Source organism: Streptomyces sp. NPDC001020, from assembly GCF_053599115.1.
In genome coordinates this window covers 20,854-35,560 of record NZ_JBSFLQ010000026.1, presented here as the reverse complement: position 1 = coordinate 35,560, position 14,707 = coordinate 20,854, and the positions used below count along the sequence as shown (strand labels likewise).

The following is a 14,707-nucleotide window of genomic DNA, read 5'->3' as shown; positions in this document are numbered from 1 at the left end:
CGTTAGTTCCTTTCCGCCGACGTGAGGAGGGAGGCGAGCAAGCCCAGGTCGGCACGCTCCAGGGAGTCGAGGACGGTCCGGTTGGCCGCGGGCTGGATCGGTACGGTGGAGGGCACGGCCAGCACCGTGCACCCGGCGGCCTCGGCCGCGGCGACCCCCGTGGGCGTGTCCTCGACGACCACGCACGCGTGCGGTTCGACGCCCAGGGCGGCGGCCGCGGCGAGGTAGGGGTCGGGCGCGGGCTTCGTGCGGGCGGTGTCCTCGACGGCGACGGTCAGAGCGAACCGGTCCTCACCCAGCGCCTTGCGTACCAGGTCGACGACATGGCGCGGCGAAGCGGAGACGATCGCCGCGGGCACGGCTGCCGCGGCCAGTTCGTTCAGCAGGCGCAGTACGCCCGGGCGCGGGACGATCTCGCGGGCGACACGGGCGGCGAAGGCAGCATCCAGTTCGGTGACGAGGGTGGCGAGGTCGGGGGCCGCCGGGCCGGCGGTGCGGTGCAGATGGGCGGCGGTGTGCGTGGCCGGGCGGCCCAGCACGTGAGGCATGTCCGCGTCGGTCAGTGGCCGCCCGATCCTGTCGGCGACCTGTTCCGCCGTGGCCCACCACAGCCGTTCGGTGTCGACGAGCGTGCCGTCCATGTCGAACAGAACGGCAGCGGGAAGGCCGGGCGCTGCGATGCGATGGTTCAAGGTGGGTTTCTCCGGTGTGTGGCGAACAGGCAAAGGCGCGGGCTCCGCGCGTCGGCTGCCGGGCGTCAGGTGGGTTGGTCCGAATCGACGGCGTCGTCCGGCCGGGCACCGGCGGGAACCGTCAGCTCCCGCCGCGGCCACTGTTTCCTCGGCGGTGACGATCCACGAGCACGGGGCGGTCCGGCAGTGTCAGCGTCACCGCCGCACCGACCGGGAGCGTGGCCATGGCGTGGGTCGGCACATCGGCCATCACCTCGCCGCCGTCGGTCAGCCGCACGGTCAGCCGTGTCGTCGCACCCAGGAACGCCGCCCCCACGATGCGGGATGTGCCCGTGCCGTCCGCCGTGACCTCGATGGCCTCGGGCCGTACCAGGACGTCCACTTCACCCGTTCCACCGGCGACCTCGGCGGCGCCCGGGAGCCTCCCGTGGACGGGCAGCGAGCGGCCGAGCGCGTCCACGGTCCCGTCGTCCGCCCCGGCCCGGGCCGGGATCCGGCTCATCACGCCCACGAACTCGGCGACGAACGCGGTCGCAGGGCGTTCGTACAGTTCCGCCGGAGGTGCGCACTGCTCCAGTCTTCCGGCACGCATCACCGCGACCCGGTCGGCCATGGACAGGGCCTCCTCCTGATCGTGTGTCACGAACAGGGTGGTGATGCCCAGTTTCTGCTGGAGACTGCGGATCTCCTCGCGGAGCGTCAGGCGTACCTGTGCGTCGAGCGCCGACAGCGGCTCGTCGAGCAGCAGCACGCGTGGCCGCAGTGCCAGAGCCCGCGCGAGGGCGATCCGCTGCTGTTGGCCTCCGGACAGTTGATGCGGGAAGCGGCCGGCGTGCTGCGGCAGACCGACCAGCTCCAGGAGTTCGGCGGCGCGAGCCCGCCGCGCGGCTTTGCCGACGCCACTCATCCGCAGCCCGAAGGCGACGTTGTCGATGGCGGTCAGGTGCGGAAAGAGGCTGTAGGACTGGAACACCATGCCCACGTCGCGGCGGTGGGCGGGAACGCCCGTGATGTCCTCGCCGTCCACGAGCAACGTGCCCGAGTCGGGCCGTTCGAATCCGGCGAGGGTCCGCAGTGCGGTGGTCTTGCCGCATCCGGACGGGCCGAGCAGTGCCACGAACTCACCCGGCTCGACCGTCAGGTCCAGGCCGTCCAGCGCCGTCGTGGCGCCGAAGGAACGATGCAGCCCGCGGAACTCGACGGTGGCACCGGTCCGCGTCCGGCTGATGGTTTCGACATCGATTGTCAGGTCGGTCATGAGGTCTCCTTGGGACGACGGCGAGCGCGGCCGGCGGTGGCGATGATCAGCAACAGCACCCAGGTGACGAGCAGCCCCAACACCGAAACGGCCACCGACATCTGGGCCTGCGAGCCGCTGATGGCGAGGATCCACACGGCGAACGGCTGATAGCCGAGGATCGCCGCAACGGTGTACTCGCCGAGCACCAGCGCCAGGGTCAGGAACGCCGTGTTGAGCAGCGCCCCGCGCAGGTTGGGCAGCACCACGTGCAGGAGGGTGCGCGGCCATGGCGCCCGGCAGGCCCGGGCGGCCTCGACGAGCATGCGCAGGTCGATGGCTGCGAGCCCGGTGTCGAGCGTGCGGTATGCCAGCGGCAGCGCCATCAGCGTGTACGCGAGAACCAGGACGAGGGGGAATTGCGGGTTCTGGAGCGCGACCAGGGCTTGGAAGAGCGGCGTACCGGCGGCATGGTCCGATCCCCAGCGCAGTACCGCGCTGAAGCCGGCGACCAGGGCGACAGCGGGTACGACCAGCGGCAGCAGGCACACGATCTCGACGAGTGTGCGCAGGCGTGGCGCGGCCAGCCGTACCGTGACCAGAGCGGGCACGAGCAGACCCATGACGAGCGCGATGGTGGCGGTGGCCAGTTTCAGGGTCAGAACGAGGCTGTCGGTGAAGCCGCCGGCACTGAAGATGCCGGTATAGGCCTCGAAGCCGATGCGCTGACCTGGGACGCCCGCGCCGATACTGAAGGCGACGGCGCATGCGAGCGGGACGAGGAAGTACGCACCAGTGACCAACAACACGGCGGCGCGCCCGTATCGGAGCGTGGTCAGGCGAGCCATCGCGCGCTCCTGCGCTGCAGTGGCAGCTGAATGGCCACGACGAGCCCCGCGACCAGCACCATGTCAACGCCGAGCGCGAGCGCGACGTTGCCCTGGCCGACCAGGACGTTCCCGGACAACGCGTCCGCGATCTGCATGGTGACCAGCGGTACCGAGCTGCCGACCATCGCTGCGGCGGTCGCGTAGGCGCTGAACGCGGAGCCGAACAGCAGCACAAAGCCGCCGAGCAGCGATGGCATGAGGATCGGCAGCGCGACATGCGTCCAGTACAGGAAGGCGTTCGCGCCGTTGTTGCGGGCGGCCTCCTGCCACTGCCGCCGCAGCCCCTCCAGAGCCGGGGTGAGCGTGAGCACCATGAGCGGAATGAGGAAGTAAAGGTAGACCAAGGTCAGACCCCAGAAGCTGTACAGGTTCCAGCCGTGGCTGCGCAGGTGGAATCGGCTCGTCAGGACGCCGGCGTTGCCGAGCGTGGCCACGAATGCGAATGCGAGCGGCACGCCGCCGAAGTTCGCCAGTACGCCCGATGCGGCCAGGACCGCCTCGCGCAGGGCTCGGAAGCGCGAGGTCACGATCACGTGGGCGATCGGCAGGCCGACCACGGTGGCGATCAACGCGGAGACGGCGGAGAGTTTGACACTGCCGATCAACGCGGTCAGGTAGGGGCCGTGCAGCGAGGCGCTCATGTTCGCGCCGGTGAGGCGGGCTCCTCCCGGCGCGGACTCCGGCGTCGTGAAGGCGCCGACCACCATCGTCGCGAGAACCAGGCCGAACACCACGGCGGCGAAGACGAGCAGCGGCGCGGCACCGAGCCAGCTTGCCATGCGCGGGACGCGCCGCCGGGGCGGCCCGAGGCCGGCCTTGCTGCCGTAGGAGCGGGTCCGGCTGTCGCCCCCGGCCGTCTGGACGGCGCTCATCCGGCGACTGCCTGGGCCCAGCCCTGGACGACTGTCTGCTTGGCCTTGCTGATCTGACCCTCGGTCGGGAAGGCGATCGTGCCCTTGCCGGGTGTCTGCGGGAGTTTGGCGGCGAGGGCCGCGTCGAGGGTCCCGGACTGCTGCATCGCCGGCATCAGCACGGGGCGGGCGTGGCCCTTGAGCCACAGGTTCTGGCCCTCGGGGCTGTACAGGAACTCCTGCCACAGGCGGGCCGCGGCCGGGTGCGGTGCCCACTTCACGATCGCCTGCGAGTAGTACTCGGCGTACGCGCCGTCGGACGGGATGCTCACCTTCCAGTCGACGCCCTTGCCGCGCAGATCGTCCGCGTATCCGGTGTTGAGGTAGTCCCAGGTGATGTTGATCGGCGTCTCACCCTTTTGAATGGTCGCGGGGCTCGACTCGACAGGGTTGAAGTTGCCGGCCTTCTTCAGGTCGGCGAAGAAGTCCAGGCCGGGCTTGATGTCGTCGAAGGAACCCTTGCGGGCGAGGGCCGAGGCGTACACGGCGCCGAAGGCCGAGCCGGACTTCGTGGGGTTGCCGGTCAGCGCGACCTGACCCTTGTACTGCGGATCCAGCAGGTCGGCGAAGGTCTTGGGGCACTTCTTGACGCGGTTCGCGTCACAGCCGATCGAGACATAGCCGCCGAAGTCGTTGTACCAGCGGGCCTGGGCGTCCTTCTGTGTCTTCGGGATCTGGTTGAACGCGCTGACCCGGTACGGCGCCAGCATGTTCTGCTCGGCCGCGCTGACGGCGAAGGCGCTGCCCACGTCGATGACGTCCGGAGACCGGTCCTGACCCTTGCGGGAGGTGGCCGCGGTGATCTCGTCCTGGCTGGAGCCGTCGGGGTTCTCGACCTCGACCTTGATCCCGTACTTCTTCTCGAAGGTGTCGATGATCTCGCCGTAGTTCGCCCAGTCGCGAGGAAGAGCGATGGCGTTCAACTTGCCTTCCTTCTTCGCGGCAGCGACGAGGGCGTCCATGCCGCCGAGGTCCTTTGCCGAGGTGGCGGTCGCGGCCTTGCTGTCGCTGCCGTTGACCTCGTTTGTGCTGGTCACGCCGCATGCGCTGAGCCCGAGCGCGGCCATGGCGAGGGAGCAGGCAAGGCCCGCCGAGCGAATGCGGTGCAGTCTCACAGGGGTCTCCCGAAAGGAAAAAGTTGGCTGTACAACTTGGCCCATTACCTCGGAGGGCCGTGTATGGAGGGTGAACGCCGAGGAACGGGCCGACGAGCCTCTGGGGAAGACATTCGCAAGCCCCGCAGCGAGAGCGCCCGGCCGGTGAGCCAGGCTCGGTGAGCGGATAGGGTCTCGTCAGAGCGTCGATGGGCGGCTGAGAGAAGGAGAACGACATGGCGGTCGCGGGGGGCGGCACCACCGGAGCCCGGTATCGACGGTTGGCGGCCGACTTGCGTGAGGCCATCGCCGTCGGCTCCTTCGGGTCGGACGGCCGGCTGCCCAGCGAGGAACAACTCGCCCAGCAGTACGGCGTGTCACGCGGCACCGTCCGTCAGGCACTGGCGGTGCTGCGCGCCAACGGCCTGGTCACGTCCAGACGGGGCACGCGGCGCGTCGTGCTCGGCACCGCACGCACCCAGAGCTTCTTCGAACTGCTCAGCTTCACCCGCTGGGCACGCGCGCTCGGAGAGGAACCGGGCGGCCGCACGATCGACATCGAAAGCCGACCGGCCAACCCGTCGGAGTGCGAGCAACTCGGCCTCGAGCCTGGGGCGCAGATCTACCGGGTCCTGCGGCTACGGACGCTGGCGCGTGTTCCGATCATGATCGAGCGGACCCTCTACCCCGAGCACATCGGTGCCATGATCGCCCGCCTTGAGCACGATGCGGTGTCACACACCGAGTCGCTGACGGAGGAGGGAGTGGTGTTCGCGGACACGGAACACACCATCGACCTCGTCCACGCCGAGGCCGACGATGCGCGCCTGCTCGGCTGCGCGCCCGACGCGCCACTGATGCGAGAGCGGCGGCGGGCCACGGACCAGACGGGCAGACCGTTGCTGTGGTCGGACGACCGCTTCGTGCCGGGCACGGTTGCCTTCACGGTGCACAATTCAGTGGCGACGACGGCTCTGCTGCGCCGACGCGGCTGACCGATCGTCCCAAAGGCGGCGCGTCGGCCGTGACCGAACGAGCCGGTCGTCATTGCCGTAGCCTGCCGCGCGAGGGTAGTCCGCCCATGCGCGGTGCCGCCGACCGGAGAACCGGGTTCAGCTGAGTCCGAGTGCTCCTGACCGAGGTGCCACCACGGGCGCGCGGCCGGTTACCGAGAACCTGGAGGACTGATGGACCACGACGACACGGCACTCACCGCACGCCGAGTGCCTGAGATGCCCCAGCTTCGGCTCGACGTGCGGGCACTGGAACACAATGTGCGCCTCATGGCGGACTGGTGCCGTGATCAGGGCGTGGAACTGTGTCCGCACATCAAGACCACGATGACACGCCCCATCGTCGAGCGGCAGACGGCCGCCGGGGCGTGGGGGGTGACGGTCGCCACGGTGCGACAGTGCGGCATAGCGCTGGGCTGGGGGGTGCGGCGGATCATCATCGCCAACCAGGTGATTCACCGCCCCGACCTCGCCCTCCTGAGGCGATGGCTCGACGAAACACCTGATCTTGAGCTCTACTGCTTCGTGGACTCGACGGTAGGCGTGGGCCTGGCGCGGGCGGCCATGGAGGGGGCACGCAATCCCCTGCGCGTCCTCATAGACATCGGTGTGCAAGGCGGACGAACCGGCGTGCGGGAGTCCGCTGCGGCGCATGGCCTCGCCACTGCATGCCAGACATCGCCAGGACTTCTCCTGGCCGGAGTCGCAGGTTACGAGGGCGTCCGGCCGAATCGCCGGGACGCAGCCACGGTCGCGGACGTCGACGCACACTGCCAGCAGGCAGTCTCGCTCTTCCGCAGCCTGACACCGCTGTTCCAGACAGCGCGGCCCGTCTTCAGCATGGGTGGCTCCGCCTTCCCCGACCGGGTCCTCCGCACCTTTTCACAACTCGCAAAGTCACCTGATTGTCCGCCGGTGGTGCCCGTCCTGCGGTCGGGCTGCTACGTCACACACGACCACGGCACGTATGCCGACGTCTCGCCACTGCCGGGACTGCGGCCGGCGCTGACCGTTCGGGCGGTCGTGCTCTCCACACCGGAACCAGGACAGGTCGTCGTCGGCGCCGGAAAACGTGAACTGCCCTACGACGCCGGACTGCCGGTCCTCATCAGCTCCCGCGACGCACAGGGTGCGCCGAGGGCGGCCGCGCGGGCCACCGCGGCCCATATCTACGACCACCACCTGGTCCTCACGGATGCCCACGGCCTGGACGTGGGTGATGAAGTCGACCTCGGAATCTCACACCCGTGCTCCGCCTTCGACCGGTGGCCCGACATCACCGTGATCGACGACGAAGGCCGCATCCAAGACGTGTGGCACCCCCGATTCCGCTGATGACCCTGGTGGCCCCGTCCTCGCCGCCAGTGGCGAGAGTCCGGACTTCATACGCGAGAACCGGAGCAAACGGGCGGCCAAGTTCGAAGCTCGATGGAATCGAGGGTGCGCGTATGAGGCAAACGCCTCAAGTCTGACGGCCGTGAAAGTTACTTACCGATATAAACCATCTCTAAATGCCCACTCAGGTCCGTCGGCCAGGCCATGCTGCTCCGCTGCCGTCGTGGTGTTCTTGCTCCCGTCCCCTAAACGACCGCCATAGTCTGCGGCCGATCACCGGCCAGGGGTGGTCCCTGAGCTCGCGTCATGCAGGCCTCCACCCGGGGAACGGCGCACAGCGCCTGCGGTATCGGACTTTGAAAGACGCTCCTGGCTCGGGGCTCGTTTGAGATCGGTCCGTCCGTAACTGTTTCGGGCCGGGGCGTCGGGCCGGGCGGGGTCATGTCCCCTGTAGTGGTGTAGCCGTGTCGGGCTGTTCTTCAGCTGGGTAGATCGTGTCCATGCTGCCTTCGGGGAGGTAGCGGCGGGGGAATGCGATCCATTCGTCGTGCATCTCGACGAGCACGGCGGTGGTGAGGCGTTCGAGGGCGTCGGGGTGGGGAAGATCTGGACGACGTCGGTCCGGCGTTTGATCTCGCGGTTGATCCGCTCCAGCGGGTTGGTCGACTGGATCTTCTTCCAGTGCCGATCAGGGAAGTCCGCGAACGCGGTCAGGTCCTCCTTTGCTTCCAGGAGCATGGCCCTGACCTTGGGAAACTGTCGACCGAGCATGTCCGCGACGGTGTCGAGCTGGGCCCGGACGGCTGCCGCGTGTGGCTGGGCGAAGACTGTGCGGATGGTCGCCGCGACCATCTCCGCGGAGTCCTTCGGGATCACCGCAAAGACATTGCGCAGGAAGTGAACGCGGCACCTTTGGTAGCCGGCGCCCAGCATGACCTTGCGCACGGCCTTGACCAGGCCACTGTGATGGTCGGTGATGACCAGGCGGACCCCGTTCAGGCCTCGTTCGCGCAGGGAGCGCAGGAACTCGCTCCAGAATGCCTCGGTCTCGCTGTCCCCGACCATCAACCCCAGCACCTCGCGGCCGCCGTCCTCGGTGATGCCGGTGGCGATGACCACGGCCTGGGACACGATCTGGTGGTTCACGCGGGCCTTGCAGTAGGTGGCGTCCAGGTAGATGTAGGGGAAGCGGATGTGGTCCAGCGGTCGGGTGCGGAAGGCGGTGAGTTCGGCGTCCAGCCCTGCGCAGAGCCGGGAGACCTCGCTCTTGGAGATACCGGTGTCCGCTCCCAGCGCCTTGACCAGGTCATCGACGCTGCGGGTGGACACGCCGTGGACGTACGCCTCGACGATGACCGCGTAGAGGGCCCGGTCGACCCGGCGCCGGCGTTCCAGCAACCTCGGGAAGAAGCTGCCGGTGCGGACTTTGGGGATAGCCAGGTCCAGATCCCCGGCCTGCGTGGTCAGCGTCTTGCTGCGATGGCCGTTGCGCAGATTGGTGCGGGTCTCGGTGTGCTCGCCGGGCTCCGCCCCGATGAACGTGGTGGCCTCGGCCTCGATCAGCTCCTGCAGAATCCGTTGGGCCAGAGCCCTGATCAACTCGATTCCGTCCGCCGTACGCAGTGACTCCATCAGCCGGAGTAAGTCATGCTGGGACAAGGCCATCGCGTCACCTCTCTCAACGAGCTTCTCTACTCGGAGAGTTGCGCGATGGCCGCCCTATGACCAGGGGCTATGCAGAGATCGCTGCTACACCACTCGACGGGACACCATCCCGGGCGACCAGGGGCTCTCACGGCGTGGGCCGGCGTCGCCGGCCCCGATCGTGCAGCGGGTTGCGTGCGGTCATGCCGGGTCGGGATGCCAGGCGTGGACACGGACGGGGTCGAGGTGCAGTTCGTTGGGGCCCATGCAGTCGGCGGCCCAAGTGGCCAGGCGTGAGCCGCAGGCGCAGGCCAGGTTGGGGCCGGCTGCGCCGGTGGGGCCGCAGCATCCGGTCTGGTTGTCCCCGCAGGTGAAGGGAGCGAGGCGCGGGAGGACGTCGTCGGGGTGAACGACGACGGTGCTGCGCGGACCCGCGGAGACGGTGGACCCGGTGTCGGGCCGCAGCGGTTCACGGCCCGTGCTGCGGGCGTGCTGGCGGGGTTTGGTGGCCGGGACGAAGGGCGCGCCCCACGGGTCGGGGTCGATGGCATAGTGCCCGCGCGGGACGGTGGAGCGGGCCCGCTTAGTCTTCTTGTTCCGGCTGGTGTCCGGATCGTCGACGTCCGGGACGGCGAGCAGGGCCGCCAGGTCCCCGGTGAGCGCGGTGCCGCACTTGGCGCAGAAGAAGACGGTCACACCCTGTGTTCTACCGTGCGCCACGCCGGCCCGGCACGCGGATTTCTCGCCCGTTACCCCCGGGGAGCACCCTGCTGCTGCACCGACGGGAGAAGGCCCCCGCCGCCGTCGGCCTCGGCTTGTGGGGCTCGTACGAGCCGATCAGGACGCCCATGCCGTACGCCTCGCACAGGACTTGTTGATCGTGTTGAACGTCGTCGGCGATCCCGGAGGCACATACGAAGACGTACAGGCAGGGGCTGCTTCGATCCACAGGGCGGCCCGCCGCGCAAGGACGGGGATGAGGCGGCGCATGAGCAGCCGCGTTTGTCAGTGGGCCGCCACTCCGTACTATCACCATGTCAACACCGCGACGGGAAACAGGAAGCCGGTGCGAATCCGGCACGGTCCCGCCACTGTGACCGCGCGTCACCCCTCATAGGCGTGTCGCGCAGGAGTCAGGAAACTGGCCTGTCGCGGGCCCGATCCGAGGAGCGCGGACTCCGCAGGAGGCTTTCCATGCATGACGGTCACAACCGTCCCCTTTCTCCGATCCCTCCGTCGCACACGGCCCTGCGCGGGCGCCGCCCAGTGCGCGTCGGCGCGGCAGTCACTGCACTGTCGGCGATCCTGCTGACCGGAGGCTGTGGTGCGTCCGGCGCCGACACCGGCTCCCCAAAGACCTCGGTCCCGGCAGCCAAGGGCTTCCCCGTCACCATCGACAACTGCGGTGTGAAGACGACGTACACCAAACCCCCGTCCCGCGCGGTGACCATCCACCAGCACCCCGCCGAGCTCATGCTCTCGCTGGGGCTGAAGGACAGGATGGCTGGCACGTCGTACCCCGACTCAGCGGTCCTGCCCGCGCTGCGCAAGGAATACGCGGCGATCCCGCGGCTGTCGAAGAAGGCACCGTCGTTCGAGAAGGTCCTGGACGCCGATCCTGACTTCGTCTACGGCGGCTACGCCAGCGCGTTCGCCGAGAAGGAGGGCCGCTCGCGCGAGGCGTTCGCCGACGCGGGCATCGACACCTACCTCAACCGCGAGAACTGCGACGGCACGAAGAAGGTGACCATGAAGGACACCTACGCCGAGATACGCACCATCGGCAAGATCTTCGGCGTCTCCGAGCGGGCCTCCCGGCTGGTGTCGAAGCTGCGCACGCAGGTCGACAAGGCGAGCGGGGCGGTGAAGGGTGAGCGTGACGTCTCCGTGTTCGTGTACGACAGCGGCGACAAGTCCGCCTTCACGGCCGGCGGCAAGGGCCTGGGCAACGAATTGATCCGCCTGGCCGGCGGCAAGAACGTCTTCTCCGACCTTGACGACGTGTTCGGTGACGTCTCCTGGGAGCAGGTGATCGAGCGCGGGCCTGAGGTCATCGCCATCTATGACTACGAGGGCTCCGGCAGCGTCGCTCAGAAGAAGAAGTACCTGCTCTCCCAGCCGGCCCTCGCCGATGTGCCGGCCATCAAGCACCGGCGTTTCGTCGTGCTGCCGCTGACCGACACCCTGGTCGGCGTCCGCTCCGCCGCCGCGGTGGACGACCTGGCGCGCGAACTGCACCCGGAGAGCTTCAAGTGACATCGGCCACCGCGGAACTCACTGCGGTGGAGCGCGGCCGCCGGGTGTCGTTCGCCGCCACCCTCGTCGTTCTCACCGCGGTGCTCGTCGCCTCGGTGACGGCCGGGCTCGCCCTCGGCTCGGTACGGGTGCCTCCCGGTGAGGTCTGGGGCATCGTGCTGCACGCGCTCGGCGCCGACCGCAGCGATCCCACCTGGAGCCAGGCACGAGAGACCATCGTCCTCGACGTACGGGGGCCGCGCGTCCTGCTCGGTGCGGTCACCGGTGCCGGACTGGCTGTCGTCGGAACTGCATTGCAGGCCCTCGTGCGCAATCCGCTGGCCGAGCCGTATCTCCTCGGGGTGTCCTCCGGTGCCTCCCTCGGCGCGGTCGCGGTCATCGTTTTCGGGGTGAGCGTCTTCGGAACGGTGTCGCTGTCAGCGGCCGCGTTCGCGGGGGCGCTGGGCGCCTTGGTCCTCGTCTACGCGGCCGCGCGCACGGGCGGTCGCATCACCTCGCTTCGGCTGATCCTGGCCGGGGTGGCGGTCGCATCGGTGCTCAGCGCGCTGGTCAATCTGCTGCTCCTGACCACAGACCAGGCCGACGAGGTCCGTGCCGTGCTCGCGTGGACTCTGGGCGGCCTGGGCGGTGTGTCCTGGGGGTCGTTGTGGCTGCCCGGTCTGGCGCTGCTCCTCGGGATCGTCGTTCTCATGGTGCAGGCCCCGCATCTGAACCTGCTGCTCGCCGGGGAGGAGGCCGCCGCGACGATGGGCCTGGACGTGGCACGGTTCCGTGCCCGGATGTTCGTCCTGATCTCGCTCGTGACCGGGGTGCTGGTCGCGGCGGCCGGTCCGATCGGCTTCGTCGGCCTGATGCTGCCGCACATCGTGCGGCTTGTCGTCGGCGGCGATCACCGGCGCGTACTGCCGGCGGCGGCCCTTGGCGGTGCCGCGTTCCTCGTCCTGGCCGACATCGCGGCACGGACCGTCGCGGCACCGACGGAGATCCCGGTCGGCGTCCTGACCGCGTTGTGCGGAGGACCGTTCTTCCTGTGGCTGATGCGGCGCGACGCCCGCAGGAGCGCGGGAGGATCGGTATGAAGGCGGCAGAACTCCTCGTCGACGGCCTCACTCTCACCGCGGGCGCCCGGCGACTCGTTCATGAGGTCACGCTGACGGCCCGGCCGGGCGAGACGATCGGCCTCGTCGGCCCCAACGGCAGCGGCAAGTCCAGCCTGCTGCGGGCCGTCTACCGAGTGCTGTGTCCGGAGGCCGGAGCGGTGCGCGTGGACGGTGTCGATGCCTGGTCGCTTCCCCCGCGCCGCCTGGCGCGCACCCTCGCCGCAGTGGTGCAGGACGCACCAGCCGGCCTCGACCTGGCCGTGCGCGAGGTCGTGGCGATGGGCCGCACCCCGCACAAGCGACTGCTCTCCGGCGATACGGCAGAGGACGCCGCGCTGATCGAGTCTGCGCTCGCCTCGGTAGACGCCGGTGCTCTGGCCGACCGCCCCTTCGACCGGCTCTCCGGCGGCGAGCGCCAACGAGTACTCATCGCCCGGGCCCTGGCACAGCAGCCATCGCTCCTCGTCCTCGACGAACCGACCAACCACCTGGACATCCGGCATCAGTTGGAGACCCTGGGCGTCCTGTCCCGGCTGCCCGCGACGGTCCTGGTAGCCCTGCACGACCTCAATCTGGCCGCGTACTACTGCGATCGTCTGTACGTCCTGCGCGATGGCGGTGTCGTCGCGTCCGGAACACCGCAGGAGGTACTCACCACGCGCCTGCTGGCGGAAGTCTACGAAGTGGCCGCCGAGGTCGCCGTGCACCCCCGCACGGGCAAACCCCAGGTGACGTTCCTGCCATCGGACGTGCCGGCGGGTGAGGTCCAGTGACCACGCGTGTACTGCTGGTGTCACCGGCGCTGGGCGTCGCGCTGCGCCAGGGGCGCTTCGACGACGGCACGCCGTTGGACGCCAAGGGCCGCGCGCAGGCAGAAGCCGCGGCCGGTTTGCTTCCTCCCGCGGACATGGTCGTCGTCTCCGCCACCACCCGCTGCCGGGAGACAGCACAATCCCTCGGGTTCGGCGGTCCTCTCACCGCACCCGCCGAACTCGCTCCCCTGGACATGGGCCGGTGGCGCGGCAGAACCCTCGATGAGGTAGCGGCCGACGCCCCGGAGGATCTGGCCCGTTGGCTGTCCGACCCACGGTCAGCAGCGCCGTCCGGCGAGTCCGTCACCGAATTGTGCACGCGGGTCGCGTCATGGCTCGACGCAGCACGCGCCGAGGACGGGCGGGTCGTCGCTGTGGTCGAGCCGGAGATCGTACGGGCGGCGGCGGTGCACGCGATCGGAGCCGCGCCCATGGCGTTCTGGCGCCTGGACGTGCCGCCGCTCACGGTCACCGAGCTGTCGGGGCGGACGGGGCGGTGGAATGTGCGGCTGGGGCGGCCGCTCAGCGGGCCCTGAGCCGAGAACGCCATGGTGGCGCGGGGAGGAGCAGGACCGCCAACGCCGCGCCCTGCGCGGAAGCTGTCGACCGAACTGCTCCCACCCCGCGTCCACCGGTCACCGTGCCAGGCAGCAGTCTCCGCACTTTGTGCCACCAGGTGCCCGGTAGTACAGGCAACAGCTCCGGCGGCGGAACGTCAGATCGGGCCCGGTGAACCGACCGGTTCCCCGCAGTCGTCCCTTCTCCAGCAGCTCCCGCGTCAGATGGGTGAGGGGCTCACGCAGACTCGGCCTGAGCCTCAGGATCTGTGAAGCCGAACCGACCATCGCAGAAGCAGAGTTGCCGGCCAGCAGACCAGGCGCCAGCTTCACGGTGAGGGAGTCCTCCACCCTGTTCAACGCACTGTAGACCTCTGCGTGGACGGCGTCGGCGAGGGACGGCAGCCGCGACGTGTATCGCCCTCGAGGCTCGGCCAGACGGAGAGCCGAGCCGTCACCGGCCCACTCCACGGTGTTCATCGCCGGCACGATCCCGTGGATGAGCGCGCAGGCGAGGACCGGCGACCAGAGGCGGGCTGCAAGCCCCAGATGGGCGATGGAGACCCCGACCCGCGGTTCGGCGGCCGCATAGCGCTCGTTGACCGCCCGGGCACGTGCGGCGAATCCCTCCTGCGTGAGCCGTCCACCGTCCGGGGCCGCTCCCTGGACCGGCGGCGTCGTGACCGTGTCGAGGACGAAGAATCCGCCCAGGGCCGCCACGTCACGCAGCGCCTCGACGACGCGAGTACCCGAGACGTGGTTCATGAGGTCGTCCTCACGCGGTGCGGCGGATCGATCAGGTAAAGGTCCAGGATCTCGGGACGGGCCGCCATCCCAGGCCCACCAGCGCGCACCCATCCGGCTATGTCCTTGGTGGCATCACGGTCGTTGACCAGACCGAGCCACACCGGTCGGGCCCCTGCCGCCCGCCCGGCTGCTGAGGGCTGCACGACGATGACATTGGCCTGGTCGCAGACATCCAGGCACTCAGAGATCCGCACCGGGGCGACCTCCCGCAGCCGCGCCGTCTGTGCCGCGTGGTCACCCCGCACCTTGGTGCTTCCACAGCAGCAGTCCCGGCACACGACCACCCGGCACAGAACCGCACCAGCCGCTGCCGCTCTGCCTTGGTCTCCATCAGCGAGCTGCTCAGGCATGCCGCATCC

The 14,707-nt window shown here is 69.3% G+C and carries 14 protein-coding genes, 1 pseudogene and 1 riboswitch; of the genes and pseudogenes, 6 read left to right on the top strand and 9 right to left on the bottom strand.

Features of this window, described 5'->3' with window-relative positions; translation table 11 throughout:
- Positions 1 to 2: 2 nt before the first annotated feature.
- From ACWDEX_RS23915 to ACWDEX_RS23895, 5 genes are all read right to left on the bottom strand, one after another.
- A complete protein-coding gene (locus ACWDEX_RS23915; protein WP_450465884.1) occupies positions 3 to 692 on the bottom strand; it encodes an HAD family hydrolase in 690 nt (229 codons plus the stop codon).
- A 121-nt stretch (positions 693 to 813) separates the two neighbouring features.
- Complete coding sequence (locus ACWDEX_RS23910; protein ID WP_450465883.1) at positions 814 to 1,950, bottom strand: ABC transporter ATP-binding protein; 1,137 nt, start codon at positions 1,948 to 1,950, stop codon at positions 814 to 816.
- Positions 1,947 to 2,777 carry an ABC transporter permease gene (locus ACWDEX_RS23905; RefSeq protein ID WP_450465881.1) on the bottom strand — a complete coding sequence of 277 codons (831 nt, stop codon included), beginning with the start codon at positions 2,775 to 2,777 and terminating at the stop codon, positions 1,947 to 1,949. Before ACWDEX_RS23905 ends, ACWDEX_RS23910 begins: the two co-directional genes overlap by 4 nt.
- Positions 2,765 to 3,598 (bottom strand): ABC transporter permease, encoded by an 834-nt coding sequence (locus ACWDEX_RS23900; RefSeq protein ID WP_450465974.1) that lies wholly within the window; start codon positions 3,596 to 3,598, stop codon positions 2,765 to 2,767. Before ACWDEX_RS23900 ends, ACWDEX_RS23905 begins: the two co-directional genes overlap by 13 nt.
- Positions 3,599 to 3,687: 89 nt before the next feature.
- Complete coding sequence (locus ACWDEX_RS23895) at positions 3,688 to 4,797, bottom strand: ABC transporter substrate-binding protein (RefSeq protein ID WP_450465973.1); 1,110 nt, start codon at positions 4,795 to 4,797, stop codon at positions 3,688 to 3,690.
- Between the two features lie 263 nt (positions 4,798 to 5,060).
- Here ACWDEX_RS23895 and ACWDEX_RS23890 point away from each other — a divergent pair, with 263 nt between their 5' ends.
- Both ACWDEX_RS23890 and ACWDEX_RS23885 read left to right on the top strand, forming a co-directional pair.
- Positions 5,061 to 5,819: a GntR family transcriptional regulator gene (locus ACWDEX_RS23890; RefSeq protein ID WP_450465880.1), complete on the top strand. Its 759-nt coding sequence runs from the start codon at positions 5,061 to 5,063 to the stop codon at positions 5,817 to 5,819.
- A gap of 192 nt (positions 5,820 to 6,011) precedes the next feature.
- Positions 6,012 to 7,172, top strand: coding sequence for an alanine racemase (locus ACWDEX_RS23885; RefSeq protein WP_450465879.1), 1,161 nt, complete (start codon positions 6,012 to 6,014; stop codon positions 7,170 to 7,172).
- A gap of 439 nt (positions 7,173 to 7,611) precedes the next feature.
- Here the strand turns inward: ACWDEX_RS23885 and ACWDEX_RS23880 are convergent.
- Positions 7,612 to 8,837, bottom strand: a pseudogene (locus ACWDEX_RS23880) (IS256 family transposase).
- A gap of 180 nt (positions 8,838 to 9,017) precedes the next feature.
- Positions 9,018 to 9,512: a hypothetical protein gene (locus ACWDEX_RS23875; RefSeq protein WP_450465877.1), complete on the bottom strand. Its 495-nt coding sequence runs from the start codon at positions 9,510 to 9,512 to the stop codon at positions 9,018 to 9,020.
- A 297-nt stretch (positions 9,513 to 9,809) separates the two neighbouring features.
- Positions 9,810 to 9,980: riboswitch (cobalamin riboswitch) on the top strand.
- A gap of 30 nt (positions 9,981 to 10,010) precedes the next feature.
- Between ACWDEX_RS23875 and ACWDEX_RS23870 the strand changes: the two genes are divergently transcribed.
- From ACWDEX_RS23870 to ACWDEX_RS23855, 4 genes are read left to right on the top strand one after another with little or no spacing between them, the layout of a single operon-like run.
- Entirely contained in the window at positions 10,011 to 11,072 is a 1,062-nt protein-coding gene (locus ACWDEX_RS23870; RefSeq protein ID WP_450465876.1) for an ABC transporter substrate-binding protein, read from the top strand.
- Positions 11,069 to 12,151 (top strand): FecCD family ABC transporter permease, encoded by a 1,083-nt coding sequence (locus ACWDEX_RS23865; RefSeq protein ID WP_450465875.1) that lies wholly within the window; start codon positions 11,069 to 11,071, stop codon positions 12,149 to 12,151. The genes ACWDEX_RS23870 and ACWDEX_RS23865 overlap by 4 nt, the downstream gene beginning before the upstream one ends.
- Positions 12,148 to 12,945 carry an ABC transporter ATP-binding protein gene (locus ACWDEX_RS23860; RefSeq protein ID WP_450465874.1) on the top strand — a complete coding sequence of 266 codons (798 nt, stop codon included), beginning with the start codon at positions 12,148 to 12,150 and terminating at the stop codon, positions 12,943 to 12,945. The genes ACWDEX_RS23865 and ACWDEX_RS23860 overlap by 4 nt, the downstream gene beginning before the upstream one ends.
- Positions 12,942 to 13,520 carry a histidine phosphatase family protein gene (locus tag ACWDEX_RS23855; RefSeq protein WP_450465872.1) on the top strand — a complete coding sequence of 193 codons (579 nt, stop codon included), beginning with the start codon at positions 12,942 to 12,944 and terminating at the stop codon, positions 13,518 to 13,520. The genes ACWDEX_RS23860 and ACWDEX_RS23855 overlap by 4 nt, the downstream gene beginning before the upstream one ends.
- Positions 13,521 to 13,619: 99 nt before the next feature.
- Here the strand turns inward: ACWDEX_RS23855 and ACWDEX_RS23850 are convergent, their stop codons facing one another.
- Positions 13,620 to 14,306, bottom strand: a complete 687-nt coding sequence (locus ACWDEX_RS23850; protein ID WP_450465871.1) for a (2Fe-2S)-binding protein — start codon at positions 14,304 to 14,306, stop codon at positions 13,620 to 13,622.
- A complete protein-coding gene (locus ACWDEX_RS23845) occupies positions 14,303 to 14,698 on the bottom strand; it encodes a (2Fe-2S) ferredoxin domain-containing protein (RefSeq protein WP_450465870.1) in 396 nt (131 codons plus the stop codon). The genes ACWDEX_RS23850 and ACWDEX_RS23845 overlap by 4 nt, the downstream gene beginning before the upstream one ends.
- Between the last annotated feature and the right edge of the window lie 9 nt (positions 14,699 to 14,707).